The sequence below is a fragment of the Paenibacillus sp. FSL H8-0457 genome, assembly GCF_038051935.1.
GTDB classification, from domain to species: Bacteria; Bacillota; Bacilli; order Paenibacillales; family Paenibacillaceae; genus Paenibacillus_AQ; species Paenibacillus_AQ lautus_A.
Genome location: NZ_CP150293.1, coordinates 6,078,292 through 6,100,399 on the forward strand (window position 1 = coordinate 6,078,292; position 22,108 = coordinate 6,100,399).

General features: G+C 54.6%; 22 protein-coding genes and 1 riboswitch. Of the genes, 6 read left to right on the plus strand and 16 right to left on the minus strand.

What is annotated here, in order from left to right; genetic code table 11:
• Positions 1–18 precede the first annotated feature (18 nt).
• Positions 19–444, plus strand: a complete 426-nt coding sequence (locus tag MHI43_RS27295) for an ImmA/IrrE family metallo-endopeptidase (RefSeq protein WP_009594580.1) — start codon at positions 19–21, stop codon at positions 442–444.
• Positions 445–623: 179 nt separating this feature from the next.
• Here the strand turns inward: MHI43_RS27295 and MHI43_RS27300 are convergent, their stop codons facing one another.
• From MHI43_RS27300 to MHI43_RS27335, 8 genes are all read right to left on the minus strand, one after another.
• Positions 624–1,361, minus strand: a complete 738-nt coding sequence (locus MHI43_RS27300) for a hypothetical protein (protein WP_015737379.1) — start codon at positions 1,359–1,361, stop codon at positions 624–626.
• 415 nt (positions 1,362–1,776) lie between these two features.
• Positions 1,777–2,556, minus strand: coding sequence for an AraC family transcriptional regulator (locus MHI43_RS27305; protein WP_015737380.1), 780 nt, complete (start codon positions 2,554–2,556; stop codon positions 1,777–1,779).
• Positions 2,557–2,562: 6 nt separating this feature from the next.
• The gene (locus MHI43_RS27310) at positions 2,563–3,159 is read right to left on the minus strand and encodes a LysE family transporter (protein WP_015737381.1); all 597 of its coding nucleotides are present in this window, start codon (positions 3,157–3,159) and stop codon (positions 2,563–2,565) included.
• Between the two features lie 137 nt (positions 3,160–3,296).
• Complete coding sequence (locus MHI43_RS27315; RefSeq protein WP_009594607.1) at positions 3,297–3,656, minus strand: multidrug efflux SMR transporter; 360 nt, start codon at positions 3,654–3,656, stop codon at positions 3,297–3,299.
• 4 nt (positions 3,657–3,660) lie between these two features.
• Positions 3,661–4,230, minus strand: coding sequence for a TetR/AcrR family transcriptional regulator (locus MHI43_RS27320; RefSeq protein WP_009594579.1), 570 nt, complete (start codon positions 4,228–4,230; stop codon positions 3,661–3,663).
• Positions 4,231–4,377: 147 nt separating this feature from the next.
• Positions 4,378–5,184, minus strand: coding sequence for an energy-coupling factor transporter transmembrane component T (locus MHI43_RS27325; protein ID WP_015737382.1), 807 nt, complete (start codon positions 5,182–5,184; stop codon positions 4,378–4,380).
• Positions 5,181–6,857, minus strand: coding sequence for an ABC transporter ATP-binding protein (locus MHI43_RS27330; RefSeq protein WP_049788745.1), 1,677 nt, complete (start codon positions 6,855–6,857; stop codon positions 5,181–5,183). Before MHI43_RS27330 ends, MHI43_RS27325 begins: the two co-directional genes overlap by 4 nt.
• Positions 6,850–7,479: an ECF transporter S component gene (locus MHI43_RS27335; RefSeq protein ID WP_015737384.1), complete on the minus strand. Its 630-nt coding sequence runs from the start codon at positions 7,477–7,479 to the stop codon at positions 6,850–6,852. The genes MHI43_RS27330 and MHI43_RS27335 overlap by 8 nt, the downstream gene beginning before the upstream one ends.
• 91 nt (positions 7,480–7,570) lie before the next feature.
• Positions 7,571–7,683, minus strand: a riboswitch (TPP riboswitch).
• 165 nt (positions 7,684–7,848) lie between these two features.
• Here MHI43_RS27335 and asd point away from each other — a divergent pair.
• The gene (asd, locus tag MHI43_RS27340) at positions 7,849–8,652 is read left to right on the plus strand and encodes an archaetidylserine decarboxylase (protein ID WP_015737385.1); all 804 of its coding nucleotides are present in this window, start codon (positions 7,849–7,851) and stop codon (positions 8,650–8,652) included.
• 63 nt (positions 8,653–8,715) lie between these two features.
• Here asd and MHI43_RS27345 read toward each other — a convergent pair whose 3' ends face one another.
• The 3 genes from MHI43_RS27345 to MHI43_RS27355 form a co-directional block, all read right to left on the minus strand.
• Positions 8,716–9,621: an oxidoreductase gene (locus MHI43_RS27345; RefSeq protein ID WP_015737386.1), complete on the minus strand. Its 906-nt coding sequence runs from the start codon at positions 9,619–9,621 to the stop codon at positions 8,716–8,718.
• A gap of 683 nt (positions 9,622–10,304) precedes the next feature.
• A complete protein-coding gene (locus MHI43_RS27350) occupies positions 10,305–11,090 on the minus strand; it encodes an AraC family transcriptional regulator (protein ID WP_009594561.1) in 786 nt (261 codons plus the stop codon).
• A 59-nt stretch (positions 11,091–11,149) separates the two neighbouring features.
• Positions 11,150–12,616, minus strand: coding sequence for a PLP-dependent aminotransferase family protein (locus tag MHI43_RS27355; RefSeq protein ID WP_015737387.1), 1,467 nt, complete (start codon positions 12,614–12,616; stop codon positions 11,150–11,152).
• 127 nt (positions 12,617–12,743) lie between these two features.
• Here MHI43_RS27355 and MHI43_RS27360 point away from each other — a divergent pair, with 127 nt between their 5' ends.
• From MHI43_RS27360 to MHI43_RS27370, 3 genes are all read left to right on the plus strand, one after another.
• Positions 12,744–13,358 carry a pyridoxamine 5'-phosphate oxidase family protein gene (locus tag MHI43_RS27360; protein WP_015737388.1) on the plus strand — a complete coding sequence of 205 codons (615 nt, stop codon included), beginning with the start codon at positions 12,744–12,746 and terminating at the stop codon, positions 13,356–13,358.
• A 125-nt stretch (positions 13,359–13,483) separates the two neighbouring features.
• Positions 13,484–14,782, plus strand: coding sequence for an aminotransferase class I/II-fold pyridoxal phosphate-dependent enzyme (locus MHI43_RS27365; protein ID WP_009592117.1), 1,299 nt, complete (start codon positions 13,484–13,486; stop codon positions 14,780–14,782).
• A gap of 168 nt (positions 14,783–14,950) precedes the next feature.
• A complete protein-coding gene (locus MHI43_RS27370) occupies positions 14,951–15,073 on the plus strand; it encodes a hypothetical protein (protein ID WP_009592125.1) in 123 nt (40 codons plus the stop codon).
• 139 nt (positions 15,074–15,212) lie between these two features.
• Here the strand turns inward: MHI43_RS27370 and MHI43_RS27375 are convergent, their stop codons facing one another.
• From MHI43_RS27375 to MHI43_RS27390, 4 genes are all read right to left on the minus strand, one after another.
• Positions 15,213–16,436 carry an ABC transporter permease gene (locus MHI43_RS27375; RefSeq protein ID WP_015737389.1) on the minus strand — a complete coding sequence of 408 codons (1,224 nt, stop codon included), beginning with the start codon at positions 16,434–16,436 and terminating at the stop codon, positions 15,213–15,215.
• Positions 16,433–17,185 (minus strand): ABC transporter ATP-binding protein, encoded by a 753-nt coding sequence (locus MHI43_RS27380; RefSeq protein ID WP_015737390.1) that lies wholly within the window; start codon positions 17,183–17,185, stop codon positions 16,433–16,435. Before MHI43_RS27380 ends, MHI43_RS27375 begins: the two co-directional genes overlap by 4 nt.
• A 127-nt stretch (positions 17,186–17,312) precedes the next feature.
• Positions 17,313–18,659, minus strand: coding sequence for a DEAD/DEAH box helicase (locus MHI43_RS27385; RefSeq protein ID WP_015737391.1), 1,347 nt, complete (start codon positions 18,657–18,659; stop codon positions 17,313–17,315).
• A gap of 253 nt (positions 18,660–18,912) precedes the next feature.
• A complete protein-coding gene (locus MHI43_RS27390) occupies positions 18,913–19,797 on the minus strand; it encodes a LysR family transcriptional regulator (protein ID WP_036665090.1) in 885 nt (294 codons plus the stop codon).
• 217 nt (positions 19,798–20,014) lie between these two features.
• On the opposite strand from MHI43_RS27390, the gene MHI43_RS27395 reads away from it, so the two are divergent.
• A complete protein-coding gene (locus MHI43_RS27395) occupies positions 20,015–21,295 on the plus strand; it encodes an adenylosuccinate synthase (RefSeq protein WP_036665088.1) in 1,281 nt (426 codons plus the stop codon).
• Here MHI43_RS27395 and MHI43_RS27400 read toward each other — a convergent pair.
• The gene (locus tag MHI43_RS27400) at positions 21,282–22,043 is read right to left on the minus strand and encodes an alpha/beta hydrolase (protein WP_015737394.1); all 762 of its coding nucleotides are present in this window, start codon (positions 22,041–22,043) and stop codon (positions 21,282–21,284) included. The genes MHI43_RS27395 and MHI43_RS27400 overlap by 14 nt on opposite strands.
• Positions 22,044–22,108 lie beyond the last annotated feature (65 nt).

The window sequence follows — 22,108 nt, forward strand, 5'->3', positions numbered from 1 at the left end:
TATTGCAGGTGAACTGCCATGGATGATCATTTACAACCTTTAATCCGTCAGCTGATCAAAAAACATCACACCAACTGCCCCTTTGAAATAGCGGCTTCCTTGGGCATACATATTCGGTTCGCAGATTTAGGCCAGACGACCAAAGGACTGTATTTCCGTAAACTAAGACGGAGATTCATCGTCATCCACAATCAGCTGCCGCCGCCGTGGCAGCGCTTCGTATGCGCGCATGAGCTGGGGCATGACCGTCTTCATAAGGGAATCAGCCGTTTTTTTCTGGAGGAGCATTCCTATTTCAGCCCGGGTAAACTGGAGCGGCAGGCGAACCGCTTTGCCATTGCCCTGTTGACCGCAGGTCTCGCGCCCGGAGCGGGAGAGTCCCTGCACGAATTCTACCTGAGAGCCGGCATTCCGCAAGAAATGCTATATTTTTTTAGATTTTAGACGAACATACGTTCCTGATTAGCATCCATTCTTTATTTTCATTCAACCACCGATGGGCAAAAAAGAACCCGCCTTTGGCTTGTCGCCAAAAGCGGGCTGCTTGGTGAAAACTCATTCAAGAGGTTAGCGGGAGAGGATGCCGGCGGGCTCTTTCTATAATCCGGTCCGTTTAACTGCGCTCATAACGGTTCAAAGATGGCAACCTGCCGCTTGCCAATCTTCAGATGCTGAATTCTTTTAAACCGGTCATGCTTTAATTTCTGGCCTTTGTCGGATATGACGGCAACCACCGAACGGACGGGATCCAGGATCGCATGTATGCCGTTAAAAAAATCCTCCACCGGCTCCTGGCTTCCGCCGCTCCAACTAACCATGTCCCCGTAAGGGAGATCGGTCATGACGATCTGGGTCCCCTTGCAGGAGGCCAGGCTTTCCTCCGGTTGGGGCTGGGTAATATCGGCTTGAAAACAAAACGTTTCTTCCAAACGGGACATTCTTATCAGCTCCCGCAGTCGGTCAGCGCTTTCCAGCGCATCCTGATGGGATGGCTTATGATAGAGCGCGAGCAGCTCTTTCAGCTGTTCGGTGCGTTGTTCCAGCCCCTCTTCACGGAGCAGCGACAGGTTCTTCCCGGCGATGCCGAGCACCTCCGCGTTAATGTCCGAGCCGATCACGCGGCGAATGCGCCGCCCGTGCAGCAGGCCCACCACCGTCAACAGATACGCCCCGCCGCAGCAGGGATCGTATAAGGTATAAGGCCCCTGTACGCCTTTTTCCTCTAATATATGAAAGCACCGCTGGGCAATCTCGCTGGCCAGCCTGACGGGAAACGACGTCGTTCCCTGCGCATTATACAGTACCCGGCCGCTGGCGAAATCCTCGTAGCTGCGCTGGGCTGATTCATAGATATATTCCATTCGAACGATTCCTTCCATCCGGCTAAAGCCTGAGTAGTTTCCAATGATTCCTCATACAGATTAACATCCCTTGGCCATATCTCAAAATCCGGTTGCGGCTCCCTGCTCACAGTTTCAACGAACGGCTTACCTTTCGTACATTCACAGAAGACAGACCGCGTTTAGAGGACGTTTTTCTTGCGATTATCGAATGAGTTCAGCTTCGCTGAAAACTTATAAATTCTATAATCTTAAAAAGAAATAGACCGCCCTTGGTCAGGATCACGGTCTATTTCTGATCGGATTTCCTATAGTAAGGCCGCTCTTATAGCGGTACGTTGTACGCCGGGATCGTGTTCGCGCACTATAACGGAGTTTATTCACAAATGCCAAGCCTGGCTTGAAAAATCGCGCGCATGATCGGCTCCTGCCGCCTCTACTTATCCAGATGGGACATATAATCAAACGCCGTCGTGCCGTACACGTTCTTGAAATGCCGGTTCAAATGGGCAAGATCCGTGAAGCCGCATTGGGTCACGGCTTGATAAACATCCCGGCTGTCCTCGATCAGGTGCTTGGCGCGCTCCACTTTACAGTTCAGATAATACTGATAGGGCGACAGCCCCGTATTCGCTTTGAAGGTACGGATGAACTGATACTTCGACATCCCGAACTCCCCGCTCAATTCGTCCAAACGGAGGACATGCTCCAGATGATCCTGCATCATGTCTTTCGCCTTCCGCGTAAATACGCTGTCCTTCCGGCTGTCCGGGTTCAGAATATCCTCGTTAAAATGCCCCGCCAGGCCCAGCAGCAGCTCGCTGCTCTTAGCCTCCGGCTGACCTGTGAAGATCGACCTCGTCACATTGAGAATGCTCTGCCGCAGTCCCGCATGATATACGATCGGAGATTGGAACCGCACGATATCCTTTTTCTGAGTCAATTCCAGGAAGAGCTCCGGATGAATATAGATCATCACATAGTCGATGCCCGTTCGTTCCTGGGACCAGCCATCATGATTCTGCTCCGGATGGAACAGCATGACCCCGCTTTGGTAAGAAGCCTGCTGGCTGCCGTCAAGGGAGTACTTCTGTATGCCGCGCAGCGTAACGCCGAGGGCATACTCTTCGTGGTAATGCTTCTTGTATTTGAAATCCGTCAGGCTCGCGGACAATGCGGTAATGCCCACCGCTTTTTTGTAAATAAACTGCTCCATCTTCCTTCACCCCTTTATGAGCTCCGGTATGCCGGATACGACGATGGCCGAATACAGCAGAAACAAAGCCAGGATCGTGTTGGTCGTCCTCCGATATTTTTGCATAATTCCTTGAAAAAGGCTACCGCACACGGCCCAGGTCATATACGCGGACAGCCCGATTAACGATACCGCGACCACAAACGCCGAAACGACAGGGCCTGCCGTATAATACGGCATCACGTAGCTGGGAATGACCGTCAGCGTGAACATTACCACCTTCGGATTGATAAACTGCATCAGAAATCCGGACGTAAAAGAAGCCGTTTGGTTAACGCCGGACTTGGATACGTCCATATTATACACTTGATACGCAAGATACAGCATGAACAGGCAGCCGGCTACCCGCATGATCGGCAGAATGATCGGCATGCCGGAGGACAGCAGCTGGCCTAATACGACCGAAGCGGCGATTAATATGAAAAAAGCGATGGAGGCACCGGCGATGTAGCGCAAGGTCTTCTTCATGCCGGAGTTCTGGACCGAAGACAGAATGACGATATTGGACGGTCCCGGTGAGAAAGCCACGATAAAACAGTAAATAAAAAACGAAGACAGGTTCATGATGATAGCTCCTAACAAAGGAATTTCCTTTGTCATTATAGAGCCGGACGCGAAGTGGGGCATAGTACATTATTGCAGCAGAACAAGAGCCGTGACGATTACGGCCCTTAAGCGAAAATCATTTCATGATACTGTCCTTAATGACCGGACTGGTGCGTCTTCGGTTGCTCCTGCGCATGCGCGCTGCCGGATAAATTGAGCAGCACGACCCCTGCGATGATCAGCAGGATCGAGAATACCTTGAGCCCGTTGATCTGCTCCGCAAAGAACATGTAACCGATCAGCGTAATGATCATGATGCCGAGTCCCGACCAGATCGCGTAAGCCACGGATATTTCAATCTGCTTCAGGCTCAATGTCAGGAAGCTCAAGCTGCAAATATAGAACACGACCAGCAGCACGCTTGGCAGCGGTTTGCTGAATCCTTCCGACAGCTTCATGTTCAGCGTGCCCGCCACCTCGAACAGAATAGCCAAACTTAGATAGACCCAATGCATAATCTCAAGACCCCTTCCGTTTCTCAGCGGCAATGCCGAACAATAAAATATCCATGACGGACTGCAGCAGCTCCCCCAGCGGCAGTTGATGCTTCACCGTCGCCCTCGAATCGTAAATCTGATGGAGCGATCCGAGGTACAGGTCGATGAACAGCGGCATATGAATCCGTTTGATGCTGCCCTCGGCCATACCCTGCTCCATCAGCTCGGTGACAATGCCCCATTCTTCTCGAAAAAAGGTGTCCAGCTTCTCCCACTGCGGATAATGCGACCGCTTCAGATCCGGCAGCATCCCCAAATCCATCTTCTCCATCTCCTGAGGCAGGCAGATCAGGATCTGATGGATTTTCTCCAGAACGGTAAGCGTCTCGTCCGCCGCAATTTCGCGTTCGCGCTGCTGGATGTGACGAATCATCCCGTCAATGATATGCTCAACGATTTCTTCCTTGGATGAAAAATGCTCATATATCGTCCGTTTGCTAATCGCAAGGCCGCGGGCCAGATCACTGACCGTAAACGTAAACCCCTGCCGCTGAATCAAACGGATCGTTTCATTCAATATTCGCTCGCGCAAGTGGCCAAACCCTCCTTCTGGTACTGAAAATACTTCATTGGTACCATTAGTATTATAACGCTTCAATCAGCATAAAATCCAGAGTTTTCTATAAAAAAAGAGCCTGCTTACAAGCCGTAAGCAGGCTCTTGTCCGGAGAACAACGGTTTAATCAAACCGCACGTCGCCAATGCCGAACCAAGGAAAATATCCGGCCGCCATATAAGCGCAGCAGGCGGCGGATGCCAGTAAACCGACGACCAGAAGATCGTAGCGGGAATATCGTGACGGGTAATAATACGTTCGGGCCTTCGCCCGTTCCCCGTCAAATTGCTTCGCCTCCATCGCCGCAGCCACCCGGTGTGCCCGGCGGATGCTTTGCGCCAGGAGCGGCACCACATACATGCCTGCACGGTTCACCATGCCGCGAACTCCCCGAATCGGGCGGACTCCCCGTACCTTCAAGGCCTGGCGGCGGATCACATATTCCTCCCAGACCATCGGCAGCAGCCGGATCGAAGCCATGAAGCTGTATGCATACTTCGGCGCCAGCCTCAGCTTCTGCATCAGGCTGTAGAACAGATCCACCGAGGACGTTGTCGTCACGAGCAGCAGTCCCTCCGATGCAAAGGCAATCCCCTTAAAGCCCAGATGCAGCCCCCGATAGAAGCTTTCTTCCGATACCCGGAACAATCCCCATTCCCACCAGATCGTCTCCCCCTTACCGAACAGCATCATGGAAGAGGCTGACGATATAAAGGCAAGCAGGAACGGAATGAAAAACAGCAGCATCTTCCACGGCTTCACCCCGCTGAGCACCACGAGGCAAATCATAAAGATAAAGGCCTGATACATGACAAAATCAAGATCATGGGTCAGCACCGTCATAAAAAACAGCGCACAGATCAGTCCCAGCTTCACCACCGGATTCGCCCGGTGCAGCCAAGTGATCCGCACAGGATTCCATATATTCATGCGTTCACCCCCGTATGGAGATGACCGGATGCAGCCAGCGTATCCCGCAACGCATCGGCGTGATTCGCTTTGCCCGTCTCCCGTCCGGATTCGGTCCCGCTACACCAGCGCGGGGAAGGCAAACTTGACGTCAACCGCCCTTCCCGAATCTCCCAGATGTGCGTGGCCGCCCGCTGCGCGATCTCCATTTCATGGGTCACCATGAGAATGGCGGTTCCGGAGCGGCGCAGCCGTTCGCACATCTCCAGAATCGCGAACGTGTTCCGCGCATCCTGTCCGAAGGTCGGTTCATCCAGGAGCAGGACGGCCGGCTGCCTTGCCATGGCCGTGGCAACGCTCAGCCGGCGCTTCTGGCCTGTCGACAGCTGGTACGGGTGCCTGTTATCCATGCCGTCCAGCCCAAAGCGTTCCAGGCAGCGGTCGGCCCGTGCCTTCGCTTCATCCGGCGGCATTTGGTCCACCAGCAGCGAGTACATCACCTCATCGCCGATACGTTCCGTCAGAAACTGAAGCTCCGGATTCTGAAACACGAATCCGATTTGGCGCAGCTGCCGCTCTCTCTTCTTCCGCACTTTCCTGCGCTTGCCCTGGATGACCTCCTCCCCGCAGAGCACATAGGTCCCTTCGGCGCGCAGGAGCCCCATCAAACTGAGCAGCAGCGAGCTTTTGCCTGCGCCGTTCGGCCCGATCACCGCAATGAAATCTCCGGGGTATACCTCAGCCGAAGGAAGAGAGACGACCGGTTTCTCCCATCGCAGTCCCCGGAAATCATCTAACCGAATGACAGGCTCCCCAAGGTGGGCATACGTTGAGTCTGCCTCAGGTATGAGACTTCCCAGCTCATCGCCTGGCGCGTCTACCGGAGCAAACAGCTCCCGTCCTACCCGAGACTCCGCATAATCCTCCCATACGCCGGGATACCAGATGCCATACGCCTGAAGCTCGCGCGCATACTCGGCGAATATCGCTGCCGGCGGACCATCGCCCAGAATGGCGCCATCCGGGGTGAACAGCACCACGCGGTCCACGTATTGGGCCATTTCTTCAATCCGGTGCTCCACGATAATCAGCGTACGCCCTTCCGATACGGCCTTCACCGCTGACCAGATTTGCTCCCTGCCTTCCGGGTCGAGCAGGGCGGACGGCTCATCGAGGAACAGCACCTCCGGCTCCAGCAGAAGGGCCGAAGCCAGCGCAAGCCTCTGCTTCATCCCCTGCGACAGATGACCGATCGGCATATGCAGCTCCTGAAGGTCAAGCCCAACCTCATGCAGGACGGCTTGCATTCGCTCCTTCATCTCGTCGCGGGGAACGCTGAGGTTCTCCAGCACGAAGGCCAGCTCTTCATCCACGTACGGCATGCAGAACTGGGTATCCGGATCTTGGAATACATATCCCCAAGAGCGAGGCACCAGCTGGGCTTCGCATTTCATCGGCACCTCCGTGGCGCGGGGAATCATCCCGCTAAGCACCTGAAGCAGCGTAGATTTGCCGCAGCCGCTCGGACCGAGCAGCAGCACCTTTTCCCCGCGGGCAGCCGAGAAGGACAAGTCCTTAAACATCAAACGCTCCTCGCCCGGATACTTCAGGCGCAATCCCTCCACATGCACGGCCTGCTCCGTAACCGCCTCGGCGGTTGAAGACGAAACCAAGCGGGCGGCGGTTTTAGACATGGCGCGGATCATCCAGTGCTTCATAATCCTTCTTGGACGCAGGGCGCAGCAGGGATGTGACGCCCGTACGGTCCAACGCTTTGGCCAGCAGCAGCATGAGCAAGCCGGCAATGACGGCGCCGCTGAGAATCCGCATGCCATACTTGGCAAGGAACATCCAGGTCTGAAGATCATCGGTATAACTGTAATAGAAGTCCATCACCATCGAGCCGACCGCCGCGCCGGCCCCGGCAATCGCCACCGTCCACGCCGAGGTGCTCCGGTAACGGAACGCCGCGAATACCAATTCCGCGCCCAGCCCTTGAATGAGACCGTACAGCAGCAGCGTCAGTCCCCAGCCGCTCCCGAACAGCACTTCCACGTGGGCCGCCGCCACCTCCGCGATGATGGCCACTCCCGGCTTGCGGATCAGCAGGTAAGCGAGCGTGGCCGCTGCGAACCACATGCCGTATAACAGTTCATCCGCTTCGAAGAACAGCGGTTTCAGCAGATTGTAAACCGATCCCCAGAAGTGATAAATGACGCCAAGCACCAGCGATACCAGCACCGTCACCAAAATATCGCTTAATCGCAGCCCTTTTCTAGGCTGTACCCCCAATTTCTCTTGCACAGACGTTCCCATAACAACACATTCCCCTCTCCACCGCTTTTTTTGTATAAACACAACAAAAAACCGTCTGGAAAAACGCGCAGACGGAAAAATAGGCCCTATGTAGGCAGGGTCGGATATTCTCTACGCTGGCATTACCCAGTTCAGATTAACGGTCAACAGCGGATAGCAGCTGCAATCTCAGCCTGATTCACTCAAGCCCCCGTATTCCCTATTCGGTTTCATGTTAATCTTAAAATACACATTCGTTCCCCAATTAGCAAGAACCTTTTTTCAAAAATGGCTATTTATTGATTTCCGGCTCATTCTATGTCAATATCAGAGTGATTGGCTTTTCCACCAACGTTTTATTGCCGACACCTATGCACAAAGGAGAATGACATGGCTAAACAATTGCTGCGTCTGATGACCGAGCTGTCCTCCCGCAAGTGGCTGTCCCGCATCATGGGGCATTGTTCCCACAGCCGGCTGAGCCGTCATCTAATACCTGCATTTATACGAATCTACCAAATCCCGGCGCATGAAGCGGAGAAGGAGATCCACGAATACCGTTCGCTGAACGAATTCTTTTCCCGCCGGTTAAAAATAGGCCTCCGCGCCATAGACGACACCGCCGATGCCATGGTAAGCCCCGTCGATGCCACGATTTCGGCGATGTGCGCCGTCAACGCCGGCACCATCCTCAGCGTCAAGGGACAGGATTATACCCTGAGCGAGCTGCTCGCCAAGTCACCGAGAATGGAGAATTATATCAACGGTTATGCATTCGTATTGTATTTAAGCCCCACCGACTATCATCGCATACATTCCCCGGTAACCGGCATTCAAGCGGAAAGCGAGCATTTGAAGGGCCGGGTATACCCCGTGAACGATTTTGCGATGACCCATATCCGGAACGTGCTCAGCCGCAACGAGCGCCTCATTACCTATATTGCCCATGAATTCGGCGAAGTTGCGGTCGTGAAGGTCGGAGCCATGAACGTAAGCAGCATCCGTTATGCCGACGAGAGCGTGAAGAAATACGACATTGGCGACGAACTTGCGTACTTTGAATTCGGCTCTACCGTCGTGCTCTTGACGGAGAACGGCACGTTTACACCCCGCGGTGACTTGGAACCGGGCTCCAAGGTGAAGATGGGAGAACTGCTCGGTTTGCTGCACCCTTCCACAGCCCGAAAAGGGTAATTCCTTTCAGCTTCCAAGCATGCGCTTTAAGCTAAGTCCATGAAACATTCGACGGATGAAGGATTACCGCCTGCTCAGCAGCCGGTAAATGATCCGCTGAAACAGCCGATCTGGCAGCAGTCCCTTGATCCGCGCGGTCAGCCGCGTGCCTCGGGGCAGCGTATAGCGGAACCTCGGTTTGGTCATGGACGATATGCTTGCCACAAGACGGGCTACCTCCTGCGGATCCCCGCTTTCCTTGGCCGTCCGCTCGGAATAGTCCAGCACGCCCTTCAGCAGATCGCTGTAGGGTGATCCTTCCTTGACCGCCAGCTCCCCAAAACTCTTGTTCCAGATCGGCGTGCCGTAGGCACCGGGCTGGACCAGCACGACGTCGATCCCAAAGGGCATCAACTCCATGGACAGGCTCTCGCCGAACCCCTCCAGCGCAAATTTGGAAGCGGCATAGGGACCATAACCCGGAAAGCCGACCCTGCCGCTAATGCTGCTCATGAGAATGATTTTAGACCGTCCGGTCTTGCGCAGCAGCGGGAGCATATGCTGCGTCACCGATACGGTCCCGATGAAATTCGTCTCCATCTGCTTTCGCCAGCCCCCCAGCGGCACTTCCTCCACCATGCCGCCCACCGCCTCGCCGGCGTTGTTCACCAGCACGTCCAAGCGGCCGAACTTCTGCTCCAGCGCCGAAGCAGCAGCCTTGACCTGCTCCTCGGCACTTATATCCAATCGGAAGATGTGAATACGCCCGGTAACATCTGCTTGTTCAGCCTGAGCCAACAGCTCTGCTGCCGCCTCAGGTCTGCGAAGACCCGCGGCCACGTCATAACCTGCTTTTGCCAGCTCCAGACTGATCAGCAGTCCGAACCCGCTTGACGCGCCCGTGACCAGCGCAACCTTCCCTGCTCCCGCCGTTACCACCGGATCACCGCCGGCTCCGTCGATGCCGTTATTCCTCTCACATGCCAACATCCTTCCTTTATCCAAATGCCTAATCCCTTACTTTTTCGAGCTCTGCTCTTAAGCGTTTTATGTATATTCCCAATATATCAAATGTTTGCAATGTCAACAGAGTCTATCGCAGCTGCATCCCTTTACAACGTAATCAGACAAACTCCCTGTCCGTATAGGCACCCACTAAATAGCCCCACAAAGCGGAGCCTATGCTTCGATGCTTATTCCAAATACTTTGCGGGGACTCCAAAACATATCGAAAAAAAGGGAGCTTGTCAGCTCCCTTTTGCGTGTTTCCAGCGAAATGCGTATATGATAACGGGATTCAACATCACCCGTATGTAGGCCAAGGTCCTTTAAAACCAAACGTCCTGATGATTCGGATTCGTTGTCTTCATGCGGCGCAAGCGATTTCTGAAAATACCGCAGCCGCCACGACTGAAGAAACGTCCACGCACCCGTCTTCTTGGGCTCATTCCCCTCTCCCCCCTTCATAAGAAAAACGTCTATCGACGTACTCGCATAGAAGACAGACCGCATTTAGCGGAAGTTTTTCTTGCGATATCAGGAAGGCTCATGCTTCGAATTTATACTTTCTGATATCTTAAAATGAAACTGTACGTCGTTTTTACCCTAAATCGCTTGCTATGAAACCCATAGGCCCCTTCCACCAAGCAGGTAAGTTATGGAAGGGCGGGGAATCACCGAATTTCGGATGGGCTCTTGCCCGTATACTGCTTAAATTGTCGGCTGAAGAAGAAAATATCCCGATAACCCAGCGCGTCGGCCACTTCCGTTACGTTCATCCCTTGATGCAGCAGCAGATGCTGCGCCCGCTCGATCCGCATCTGAATGATATAGGATTGCACCGGCGTGCCGATCAGCTCCTTGAACTTGATCGAGAAGTAGCGGGGAGACAACCCCGCTCTGGCCGCCAAATCCTCGACCCGATGGGGAACCCCCGGGTGCTGGCGGACGTAATTCGCGATTTCATGGATCGCCTCGGACAGCTGATTGCTTGCTTTTTTGACCACCGGAGCATCCAGATCCGAGCGCAGCAGATGAATCATCAGCTGCTTCAGAATGAGCTGGCCCTCTTCCAGTGAACCATAGGGCTTGTCCAGATACAAACGCACATAGCGTGCAAGCAAATATTCGAAATCCATCGTTTCCGTCAGCTTGCGATAAGATGCCGGAATCTCTTCGACCGGGTCGGTCACGTCAAAATGGATATATGTCAATACGAGCGGCTTCTGCGGATTGTGCGTCGCGCTCGTATGATCTCCGGGTCGGAACAGGAAGCAGCTTCCCTTTCCCACGGTAAAGGGCTCGTCATTTAGCTCGACCGTGCCTTCGCCGCTCCATACATAGAACAAATCGTAGTTCTGCATGGGCCTTTCGCGTTTTTGCCATTTCCAGCCCGGCTCGCAAACGATTTTGGCAAGCGCAGGCATGATTATAAACGAAGACGGCGATGCATTCAGCATCTCGTCATAACCCCCTCATCTCATTCAAAAATTGACCTCTTTCCCATCATACCCGTTTTTTATGTTTTTTGCATGTCCCGCCATGCCTGCGCCATCCGGGCAACCCCTTCTTCGATGCTGGATATGCCGAGATGCGAGAAGCCGAAGCAGGCGGCAGGCGGCCCGGGCGTACGATGATAGGCCGCCGCATCCCGAAACATGACGCCGCGCTTGCGGGCAGCCTCCTGGAACAGGGCGTACTCTTCCGCGGAGCGCAGCCAGTTCGCGTAAACGTGCAGGCCGGCATCGCCGGGGTGAAGGCGAAACAAGCCCGAGGCGTGGGTTTCCATCCCATGGCGAAGCGCCTCATACCGCGCGCCGTACAGCCGGGTCATTCTTCTGAGATGCCGCCCGTAACCTCCCCTTACAATAAAGCGGGCCAAGGCACGCTGCTCCAATACGGCTGGCGAGATCGGCTCGTACAGAGCCTTGGCCTGAACGACCGCCTCAACCAGGCTCGGGGGAAGCACGGCATAACCGATGCGGAGGCCGGTGAACATCGTTTTGGAGAATGAACCGACAAAGATGACGCGCCCCTCGTCGTCCAGCATTTTCAGAGGTTCGATCGGCTTGCCGCCCCAGCGGAATTCGCTGTCGTAATCATCCTCGATAATGAAGGCCTGGCGGCTTCGCGCCCAATTCAGCAGCGCCCTTCTTCGCTCCAGCGGCAGCACCGCGCCGGTCGGGTATTGACGGCTGGGGCTTACGACAAGCAGGCCGGCGTCCCATTCGCACGGAATCAATCCGGCATCGTCGACAGGGGACGGCAGCGGAATCCCGCCGCTCAAGCTTATGCCCCGGTGGATTCCCTGATAACCCGGATCCTCCATCACCACGTGATCGCCGGGATCAACCAGCAGCTGAAACATCAGGACAAGCCCCTGCATGGAACCGCTGAAAACCACGATATGCTCGGGATCCGCCTGTATGCCCCGCGTGAACCGGAGGTGTCCGGCTATCGCCCGGCGCAGTTCGATATCCCCCTCCGGCGGCGCTCCATTCTGCAGCTCGGCTCCCCCGCTTCCGCCTGCATAGGATAACGCGCTCCGCCACTCCGAATAAGGGAAATCCTCCATGGGCATCCTCGCATTCGCGAAAGAGATCGTACCCGGGGGAGGCTCCTTCAGCAGCAGCTGTGCCGAGACATATTCCCCGCTCTGGCTCATCAGTCGCTGCCCCCAAGCGGAGAGCGCCGGCGCCCGCTCGGCCAATGGCGGCTGGCCTGCCGTGGCAGCGATTCCCTCGGCCACGTATGTTCCGCTGCCCTGCCGGGATACGACGTAGCCCTCGGCCATGAGCATGTCATAACACTGCGCGGCCGATCCCCTGGACACCCCGTAGAGCCTGGCCAGCTCGCGGGTTGCGGGAAGCCTCGTGCCTTCCGGCAGCTTGCCGCTATGAATCGCGGCGCGAATCGCGTGGTACAGAGCCAAATATTTATATCGATATTGTTCCACATAGGTCTCGAACGGCAATCCAAGCTCCATGACGATGTCTCCTCTATTTTGGGATTACGATCAAATTGGACTATACAAATTACTCTAAATTGGCGCTTTTTCCTTGTCAATGAACATCGTATGCTGTTATTCAAAATGATAGGGGGAGCATGTAACCATGAGAAGAGACGAATTTGCGATGGAGGATCCCCAAGAGATCGAGGACTTCCTTCGCGGGATGAGCTTTGGTTTCCTTGGAACAGCCGATGAAGAGGGAATCCCGCGTGTAACGCCTTTGAATTTTGCCTATGTCAACGGAGCGTTCTATTTTCACGGCAGCCGGATGGGTGAGAAAATGGACCATCTCCGCCGGACGCCCGCCGTATGCTTCACCATTGCGGATGAGTATGCCCTCATCCCTTCCTATTTCTCCGACCCCGAGATGGCATGCCCGGCCACGGCCTATTTCAAAAGCGTAACCGCTATCGGCGAGGCCGTGATCGTAGACGATCTGGAGGAAAAAGCGCTTGCGATGGAAGCGCTGATGCAAAAGCTGCAGCCTGAAGGCGGATACCGCGCCATCGACGCGAACGACCGGGCTTATATCTCCAGGCTGAAAGGGGTAGCCGTCATCCGGCTGACTCCGCAGCGAATGAGCGCCAAGTTCAAGTTCGGCCAGAACCTGAAGCCCGATCGGCTCCAAGCCGTCATCGAAGGCCTGGAATGCCGCGGCAAGAATCGGGACGAGGAGACGGCAGGACTGATTTGCAAGTATCACCCTGGACCGCGTTAAAGCATTACATTTATCCGTGACGGTTCCTGGGGTAGGTGGTATAATGTTAGGCAATGAAAACGTAAAGGCAACTTGTCACCTGCTCTTACCTTAACCAAAAGTATTCGGAAGGAAGGAATCAGTTCATGAACCCATTGGTTGGTCAATTGAATGGAAAAATGCAAGCTGGCAATCCGCATGTGTACGACATGCTCTCCACACTCGGCAGGGAAATCTACTTCCCGAAGGAAGGCATCCTGAGTCAATCCGCGGAAGCGACGAGCCATGCGAAAAAATATAACGCTACGATCGGCATTGCAACCGAGGGCGGAATCCCGATGCATCTGGGCGTCATCCAAGACAAACTTTCGGCATACCAGCCGAAGGATCTGTACCCGTATGCCCCTCCGGCCGGCAAGCCGGAGCTTCGCTCCGTATGGCGGAACAAGATGATCCAGGAGAATCCTTCGCTTGAAGGCAAGAGCTTCAGCAATCCGATCGTCACGAATGCGCTGACGCATGGACTTAGCATCGTAGCCGATTTGTTCGTGGATGAAGGGGATGCCGTCATTTATCCCGACAAAAACTGGGAAAATTACGAGCTGACCTTCGGCATTCGCCGCCATGGCATTCATGTAACCTATCCTCTCTTCACGGACGATATGAAATTTAACGCCGACGGACTTCGTCAGGCTCTGCTGAGCCAGAAGGATAAAGGCAAAGCCGTCGTTCTGCTGAACTTCCCGAACAACCCGACGGGTTACACGCCCGGCGCGGAGGAAGGTGCGGCCATCGTGTCCGCGATTCAGGAAGCTGCCGAGGCCGGCATGAACGTTGTCGTCGTAACGGATGATGCGTATTTCGGCTTGTTCTTTGAAGATTCGCTGAAGGAATCGCTCTTCGGACGCCTGGCGGGCCTTCATCCTCGCGTGCTTCCCGTGAAAGTCGACGGTGCTACGAAGGAAGAATTCGTATGGGGATTCCGGGTCGGCTTCATTACGTATGCGGCTGAAGATAAAGACGTGCTGGACGCTCTGGAGCAGAAAACGCTCGGCATTATCCGCGCAACGATATCCAGTGCCTCCCACCCTTCGCAGACCTTTGTTCTGGAGGCGCTGAAATCGCCGGAATTCCACGAGCAGAAGGAAGAGAAATTCGTCATCATGAAGGGCCGAGCCAACAAAGTGAAGTCCATCCTCGACAGCGGCAAATACGGCGATGTTTGGGAGTACTATCCGTTCAACTCCGGCTACTTCATGTGCCTTAAGCTGAACACGGTAAACGCCGAGGAGCTCCGCTCCCATCTCATTCATGAGTATGGCGTAGGAACCATCGCCCTCGGCGAGCATGATCTCCGGATCGCCTTCTCTTGTATTGACGAGGAGTATTTGGAGGATCTGTTCGACCTGGTCTACAAAGGGATTCAGGATCTGCAGAAGGCTTGATGATCCATGCATCCGAATATATAAACGTTTAGGTAAAATAAAGACCGGGAATTCTCCCCGGTCTTTATTTTTTCTTCTGCCATATCTAAACGCTCGCCCATACACATAGACCAATAGCTACATACAATACCGTGTACTATAAATCATCGAACTGAAAGGGGAATGAACATGGGTGCAGTTGAAGAAGTAAGACACGGTGGATACGGCGGATACGGCGGTGGATACGGAGTCGGAGCAATCCTGGTTCTCTTTATCCTGCTCGTTATCATCACTCGTTCTTTCTGGGTGTAATGACAACCAGATAACAGCTATACTAGAAATCGCAGGTCGCCACACGACGCACTGCGATTTCTGCAGCCAACCCTAACCCATACGATAACCACCGATAGAAGGCCGGGACGCTAACGTCCCGGCCTCTTCCCGTTATATTCTATTCGTCGTCGTCATCGTCTTCGCGCCGGCTCTTTCGGGCAGCGGCGCTTCGGAACAGGAACACAATCGCGATGCCTGCAGCCATCGTACCGAGTATCCGCCCTGGCGCGCTAAGGATGCCCGGAACGAGCGGAAGCCACAGCAGTACGGCCCAGAACAGCTGTACCTGGAAGATCAGCTTGCCTTCATTGTCGCGGCGAGTTCCTTCCGGAAGCGGATAGACGTGCAGCCAGAACGATTCCGGATGCAGCTTGCGCAGCGCAGACAATTGGAGCCCGACAATCATCAGGCTGATCAGATATACAAGCGCAGATACCAGGCTATCCCGGGTGGCCCATACGATAAAGGCTCCAAGCAGTCCGACACGGATCAGAATGCCCAGAATATCGCTGCGTGTCAGGCTCTTGATAAGAAGAAAGCGATAGGCGCTCTCCTTCTTCCACGCCAATCCTTTCCCCCATCCGGACAGCCATTTCCGCGCATGGACGCGCTGCTCCCGCTGAGGCACATTCACGAACCAGCTCAGCACCATCATAACCCGGCTTGCCTGCCGCTGCTCAACGGCGATTAATCGCTCCCAGGCGACCAAGTGTTTGACGGGAACGGATAACGCGGCAACATACGTGAGGCCGAGCAGCGCCATGAATAGGAGGGCACGGCCCGTTGGATGCCATAGCCAGGCAGCCAGGCTCAGTGCCGGAACGATCCAGCGGAGTGCCCGATAGGCTGCTGCCGCGTTCCGTGACACCATAAGCTGCTCCTTCCAGCTGCCATAGCTGGACAGCAGCTTGAACACGGTCAGGACAGCAAACGTAGCCAGCAGCGTCTTTGGCGAAACATCGCTGCGTATGTATAGAGGCCATAGAATGAGCAGGACCAATCCCAAGCCGATGATTTTATATATGACTCCGCTAAACCATGCTTTGCGGAAATATTCCTTCATTCGGGATTCCTGCGGAATGAGGAACACCGTATCCGCCGTGCGCAGATACGTGCGAATGCTGCTGTTGATCATGAGGGGCGCAAGGAAAATCAGCATGATCCAGCGTATCGGCAGATCTGGCGGAACTTGCTGCAGAAGTGCGGTATACCATGCCGCGAATGCAATCAGCAGGAACAGGAATACGACGGCGACCCCGCTCTGTATGACATAACCCAGATAGGGAAGGATTTCACCCCAGAACTGCCCGCGTCGTTTGACATACAGCTCACGCAGATTCATTCGCCCTTACCGTCCTGAATCAGCACATTGAACAGCTCTTCCAGGGACATGCCCGGTCTTCCCGCTTGATCCTGGATTTCCTTCAGCGTCCCCTGAGCAATGATGCTGCCGCGGTGCAGCACGATGAACCGGTCGCAATAATTCTCGATCGTCGAGAGAATATGGGAGCTTAGCAATACGGAAGCACCGGATGCTTTCAATTCCAGCATAAAGTCAAGCAGCGAGCGGATCCCGAGCGGATCAAGCCCAAGGAAGGGCTCGTCGATGATGTACAGCGACGGTCTCGCGACGAATGCGCACATGATCATCACTTTTTGGCGCATGCCCTTGGACAAATGCGTGGACAGGCTGTCCATCTTTTCTTCCATTCGGAACATCTTCGACAGCTGCGCCGAGCGCGTCTCATAATCCTCGCGGGACACGCCGTAGGAACGAGCCGTAAATTCCAAATGCTCGCGCACCGTCATTTCCTCATACAGCAGCGGGGATTCGGGAACGAAAGCCAAGGCGCTGTGATACGCTTCCGAATGCTCCGAGCGGCTCTTCCCCTGGACCTGGATGATCCCCTTTTGCGGATTCATCAGACCCAGGATATGCTTCATCGTCGTACTCTTGCCCGCGCCGTTCAGGCCGATCAAACCTACCATTTCCCCCGGTTCCACCTGAAAGGTTACGTCATGCAGAACCGGTCGGTTTATGCTATATCCGCCGCTTAATCCTTGAACAGACAATACCGGCTGTTCGCTCATTATCGATCACCTCTTATTCTGAAAAGAGTCCAATCCACACGGATGATGACCTTACCGAATCCGCATAAATCGGACCCAAAAAACAACATCATCGCTGCAAGCCCCTACGCTCGCGGAGGCCTCAGCTTTAGCCCCGTGGAGGCTTGTTCTTCAACCATTTCGGAGCGCCCTTGTTCTTGCGGTCACGCTCCCGTTCACTTTGACGCTCGCCCGATGCCTTGCCGTTTCCGGACTTGCCATTGACGCTGATGGAAGCGGGCTTTCGGGCAGGCTTGTCTTTGCGGGCAGCCCCCGCAGCCGACCCGCGGGGACCTTGACCCCGATCGGTTGGAGCGGAACGCGGGGTTCTTACCTTGCCGCCATACAGGGCGCGTTCTTCGATCGATATGCCCAGCTCGCGATTGAACTTGCGCATGATGAACGTTTGACGGTCCGTGACAAGCGTAATCGCCATGCCGCTCCGCCCCATGCGTCCCGTGCGGCCTGCGCGGTGCGTGTAATGCTCGGCATCAATAGGCGGATCGTAATTGATCACCATGCCGAGCCCTTCAATATCGAGCCCCCGGGCGGCGACATCGCTAGCCACCAGAAGCTTGGTGCGCCCTTCTCTAAACGCGTTCAAAACCCGACTCCGGGTCATCTTGTCGGCGTCCCCGTATAGGGCAGCTGCGTTTAATCCAAGGTAATTCAGCTTCGCCTCCACCTCTGCCAAGTCCTCGGTGGCATTGACGAACACGATCGCACGGTCGGGATTGTAATGCCGTACCACGCGGCGAAGCATGTCCAGCTTGTCGCGCTCTTCCGAGACGAAATAATAATGCTCCAGCGCGGACGGCGTCCGACGCTCCGGATCGATCCCGATTTCAACGGGCTGATCCATCTCCTTCTTCACGAGCTCGGCCGTCTCCGGACTCACCGTTGCGGATAAGAATACCAATTGACGGTCGCGCAAGGCACTGCGCAGGATGCGATCCACATCGCCGGCGCCGCCTAGATTAAACACCTGGTCCACCTCGTCAACCACGATCGTGGTCACTTGGTGCATTTTCAGCTTCCGGATTTCGATCAGTTCCCGCACGCGTCCCGGCGTTCCCACGATCAGCTGCGGATGCAGCCGCAGCTTCTCAATCTGACGCTTGGCCGCGGCACCGCCGATCAGGCCGAGCACGCCGATTCCGCGGGCTTCCCCGTAGCGCTCGCTCTCTCTCACGATCTGAACGGCGAGCTCCTGCGTCGGAGCGAGAATCAATTTCTGGGCTCCCTTGATCTCCGGATCGATGCCCTGAAGAACGGGCAGCAAATAAGCAAGCGTCTTTCCCGTGCCCGTCTGGGAAGTCGCCAGCACGTCCTTGCCTTCGAGTATGGGAGGAATCGCCTCAGCCTGAACGGGAGAAGGCGTGGCAATGCCGAACTCCGCCAATCGGGAGGACAAATCCTCCGCTATTCCTAATGTATGAAATGTAGTTCCAGTCATATGTTAGTCCATCCTTTTTTTAGATATCAGAAGTCTATGATTCCAAAGCGCGTCTGCCTGATATCGCTGGAGAAACTTCCGTTACGTGCAGTTTGTTTGCTTTATTGAAAGTACAGCAGGCGTTTTTTCGAACGAGTCTTGTTCACTCTTTCTCATTATATGCCAAAACAGGAGTTGCCACCAAATCAAACATGAGAAATGGCCTTACTCTGCGTTTCATGCAGGTTATTTCTGCTATGCTTGATGGTCATGCCTAGGGCAGTAGAGCGAGAAACGACTTGGCCGCTGCAGATAGCGGAATGCCTCGAAGCGTTGCAATTCCGATGCTGCGCTCGGGAATCGGCGGATCGAGCGGCACCTCGATCAGCTGGCCTGTTTGCATTTCGTCTTTGGCATAGTCGCGAATGACAAAAGCCAGTCCGAAGCCGCTTCGGGCAAACTGTACCAGCAGCTCGATGCTGCCAAGCTCGAACTCCGGTTTTAGCTTTACGCCCTGGAGCTCGGCGTATTGATCCACGTACATCCTCGTGCTTCCGCCAGTCTCCAGCATAAGCAGCGGGTAGTTCCCGATATCGTGAAGGGACAACGGGTTCGGTAATCCGGCCCGCTCCGCATACGACCTGCCAGCCACTAAACAATCATGGATCGGCGAGCTTGGGCGAAAGTCGATTTGTTTATCGGAAGCCGGTAAATGGACGATGCCGAAATCAATCTTCCCTTCCTTAAGAAGCGACAGCGTTTCCGGGGTGGTGCGGTTGGTGATGCGGATGCGAATATCCGGATAGGCGGCGTGGAAATACTCCAAATGCGGCAGCAGGTAATACTTGCACAGCGTATCGCTTGCCCCGATATTGATTTCGCCGCTGTGCAAATTATGCATGTCCGCGATCGCCTTCTCGCCGATTTCGATCAAACCGAAGGCTTGCTCGATATAGCGAAACAGCACATCGCCCTCGGACGTGAGTTTCACTCCCTTGGTGGTCCGAAAGAATAGCGGACCTCCGATCGTTTCCTCCAAATGCTTAACGGTATGGCTGACGGCTGGCTGGGTGATATGCAGATGATCCGCTGCCCTCGATAAACTGCCGAGCCGCGCAGTCCAATAAAAGACGCGATACCACTCCATATTGATTTCCATCATGATGACCTCGATTTTATCAAATGATAACAGGAACCTTGGATCGAAATTCGAGAGTTCATCTTCGAATCCCTCCGTTACCCGTATTCTTCTCTAAAGAATCGTATAACATAAGTGAAACTAATGTCTACTATTACAAATATCAATTTTATTTATAATCAAGCAGCTCATATAATGAGCCATGTACAAGAAAATGATCGTAGGAGGCGAACATGTTTTGACAGTCACAGCCATTGTAGGAGCCAATTGGGGAGATGAAGGCAAAGGTAAAATGACGGATGTTCTTGCGGCGCAATCGTCGTATGTCGTTCGATTTCAGGGAGGGAGTAACGCGGGGCATACCATTATCAACGATTACGGGAAATTTTCGCTGCATATGCTGCCATCGGGTGTATTCTATCCAAACGTAACGAATATCATCGGTCCGGGAACGGCTTTGGATATGGAGGTTTTGATCGGGGAGCTTCAGGAACTGGAAGCCAGACACGTTCCCGCTCCGAAGCTGTTTATATCCGAGCGCGCCCAGGTCGTGCTTCCCATTCATCGGCTGCTGGATGAACTCAAGGAAGAACGGCTCGGCGCCCGGGGATTCGGTTCCACGAAACGCGGAATCGCGCCCTTCTACGCGGATAAATATGCCAAGCTGGGCATTCAGGTCGCTGATCTGTTACACCCCGATCGGCTTCGTGAACGGCTCGAGCAGATGCTTGACATCAAGAATGTGCAGCTGCAGCATCTTTACGGAAGGGACCCGCTGAACGTTGATGAGATGGTCAAGCAGCTATTGGAGCCCTTCCAGTTCCTGTCCCCGTATATTCAGGATACGACCACGCTGCTGCAGCAAGCTTATATGAAAGGCGATCCGATCCTTGTGGAGGGCCAGTTAGGAGCCCTGCGCGACCCGGATCACGGGATCTACCCGTTTTCCACCTCCTCCTCCACGCTGGCAGGCTATGCACCGGTCGGGGCAGGACTTCCGCCGTACGCTATCAGCCAAGTCATTGCCGTTGTTAAAGCATACTCAAGCTGCGTCGGCGCAGGCCCCTTCGTGACCGAACTGCATGGGGATGAGGCGGATGAACTCCGCCGCCTTGGCGGCGATGCAGGCGAATACGGAGTTACGACCGGCCGGCCAAGACGAATGGGATGGTTTGATACGGTAGCCACCCGTTACGGCTGCATGATTCAGGGAGCTACCGAAGCCGTTCTCACCAACCTTGACGTACTGGGGTATCTGGATGACATTCCGGTATGCGTCGGCTATGAATTAGAGGATGGAAGCATCATTGACCATTTTCCGGTAACGGCCGATCTGCATTCCGCAAAGCCTGTCCTGCGAACGCTGAAGGGCTGGAAATGCGACCTGTCGCACATCCGCTCCTTCGACGAGCTCCCGGAAGCCGCGCAGCGATACGTGCAGTTTATTGAATCGTCCATTGGCGTACCCGTCAAGACGATCTCCGTCGGCCCGAGACGGGATCAGATTATGATGAGATAGCTGATTCACGGCTTGTTTTCACTTGGCCAACGAAGCCTTCCAGAATCCGCCGGACACCAAGGGGATCGCTCAGCATCGGCAGATGGCCGGTGCTGAGGCTCTCCACCCTGTCCGCCGACAGATTGGCTGCCATGCGCTCTTGCAAGGATTCTCCGAACTCCTTGTCTTGGGTGAGCTTCACGTAAAGCTTAGGCACTTGGGGTGCGGATGCTTGAACGCGATCCGTATAGACCCTACGGGATTCCGGGATGAACTCTGCTGCGATGCGGGAGGCCTGCTCCTCCGGCAAATCGCTGCACAGCCCCTTGCGGATCACGGATTCAGGCGGCTTCGTTCCGGCCATTTTTAATAAAACCGGCATGATGATCCTCTGGGGAAACGGAAGCGCCGAAACAAACGAACCGCCGCTCTTAGGTATGGCGGCACCGATGGCAACGAATCCGGCTACCCGTTCGGATAACCTGGCAGCCAGCTCCATGGCCAACACCCCGCCCAGGGAATGCGCCACAAGGACGAACTTGTCCGTATCCCATCTTCTCACCTGCTCCGCCATATGGGTTACATAATCCTCCAGCGTCAAATGATGCCCGGGCATCCCTGCAGCCTCTTCCCGCGACGGGTAATCAACCTTCAAACACGGATAGCCCAGTCCTTCCGCAACGATATCCCACACGCCTCCGTTCATTCCGGCCCCATGTAAAAAAACAAACCCCAGTTCTTCCTGCATCATTTTTTGTTGTTTAGTCATGCATATTCCCCTTTCATAATGTACCTCTGTTCCAAGGATTCAATGGAACCCTTGCTGCTTGAGAA

Coding starts and splice junctions, on each gene's coding strand:
- MHI43_RS27295 (WP_009594580.1), top strand. CDS start 19: ATGGATGATCATTTACAACCTTTAATCCGTCAGCTGATCAAAAAACAT.
- MHI43_RS27300 (WP_015737379.1), bottom strand. CDS start 1,361: ATGGAATATATCTATGAATCAGCCCAGCGCAGCTACGAGGATTTCGCC.
- MHI43_RS27305 (WP_015737380.1), bottom strand. CDS start 2,556: ATGGAGCAGTTTATTTACAAAAAAGCGGTGGGCATTACCGCATTGTCC.
- MHI43_RS27310 (WP_015737381.1), bottom strand. CDS start 3,159: ATGAACCTGTCTTCGTTTTTTATTTACTGTTTTATCGTGGCTTTCTCA.
- MHI43_RS27315 (WP_009594607.1), bottom strand. CDS start 3,656: ATGCATTGGGTCTATCTAAGTTTGGCTATTCTGTTCGAGGTGGCGGGC.
- MHI43_RS27325 (WP_015737382.1), bottom strand. CDS start 5,184: ATGAATATATGGAATCCTGTGCGGATCACTTGGCTGCACCGGGCGAAT.
- MHI43_RS27330 (WP_049788745.1), bottom strand. CDS start 6,857: ATGTCTAAAACCGCCGCCCGCTTGGTTTCGTCTTCAACCGCCGAGGCG.
- MHI43_RS27335 (WP_015737384.1), bottom strand. CDS start 7,479: ATGGGAACGTCTGTGCAAGAGAAATTGGGGGTACAGCCTAGAAAAGGG.
- asd (WP_015737385.1), top strand. CDS start 7,849: ATGGCTAAACAATTGCTGCGTCTGATGACCGAGCTGTCCTCCCGCAAG.
- MHI43_RS27345 (WP_015737386.1), bottom strand. CDS start 9,621: ATGTTGGCATGTGAGAGGAATAACGGCATCGACGGAGCCGGCGGTGAT.
- MHI43_RS27350 (WP_009594561.1), bottom strand. CDS start 11,090: ATGCTGAATGCATCGCCGTCTTCGTTTATAATCATGCCTGCGCTTGCC.
- MHI43_RS27355 (WP_015737387.1), bottom strand. CDS start 12,616: ATGGAGCTTGGATTGCCGTTCGAGACCTATGTGGAACAATATCGATAT.
- MHI43_RS27360 (WP_015737388.1), top strand. CDS start 12,744: ATGAGAAGAGACGAATTTGCGATGGAGGATCCCCAAGAGATCGAGGAC.
- MHI43_RS27365 (WP_009592117.1), top strand. CDS start 13,484: ATGAACCCATTGGTTGGTCAATTGAATGGAAAAATGCAAGCTGGCAAT.
- MHI43_RS27370 (WP_009592125.1), top strand. CDS start 14,951: ATGGGTGCAGTTGAAGAAGTAAGACACGGTGGATACGGCGGATACGGC.
- MHI43_RS27375 (WP_015737389.1), bottom strand. CDS start 16,436: ATGAATCTGCGTGAGCTGTATGTCAAACGACGCGGGCAGTTCTGGGGT.
- MHI43_RS27380 (WP_015737390.1), bottom strand. CDS start 17,185: ATGAGCGAACAGCCGGTATTGTCTGTTCAAGGATTAAGCGGCGGATAT.
- MHI43_RS27385 (WP_015737391.1), bottom strand. CDS start 18,659: ATGACTGGAACTACATTTCATACATTAGGAATAGCGGAGGATTTGTCC.
- MHI43_RS27390 (WP_036665090.1), bottom strand. CDS start 19,797: ATGGAAATCAATATGGAGTGGTATCGCGTCTTTTATTGGACTGCGCGG.
- MHI43_RS27400 (WP_015737394.1), bottom strand. CDS start 22,043: ATGACTAAACAACAAAAAATGATGCAGGAAGAACTGGGGTTTGTTTTT.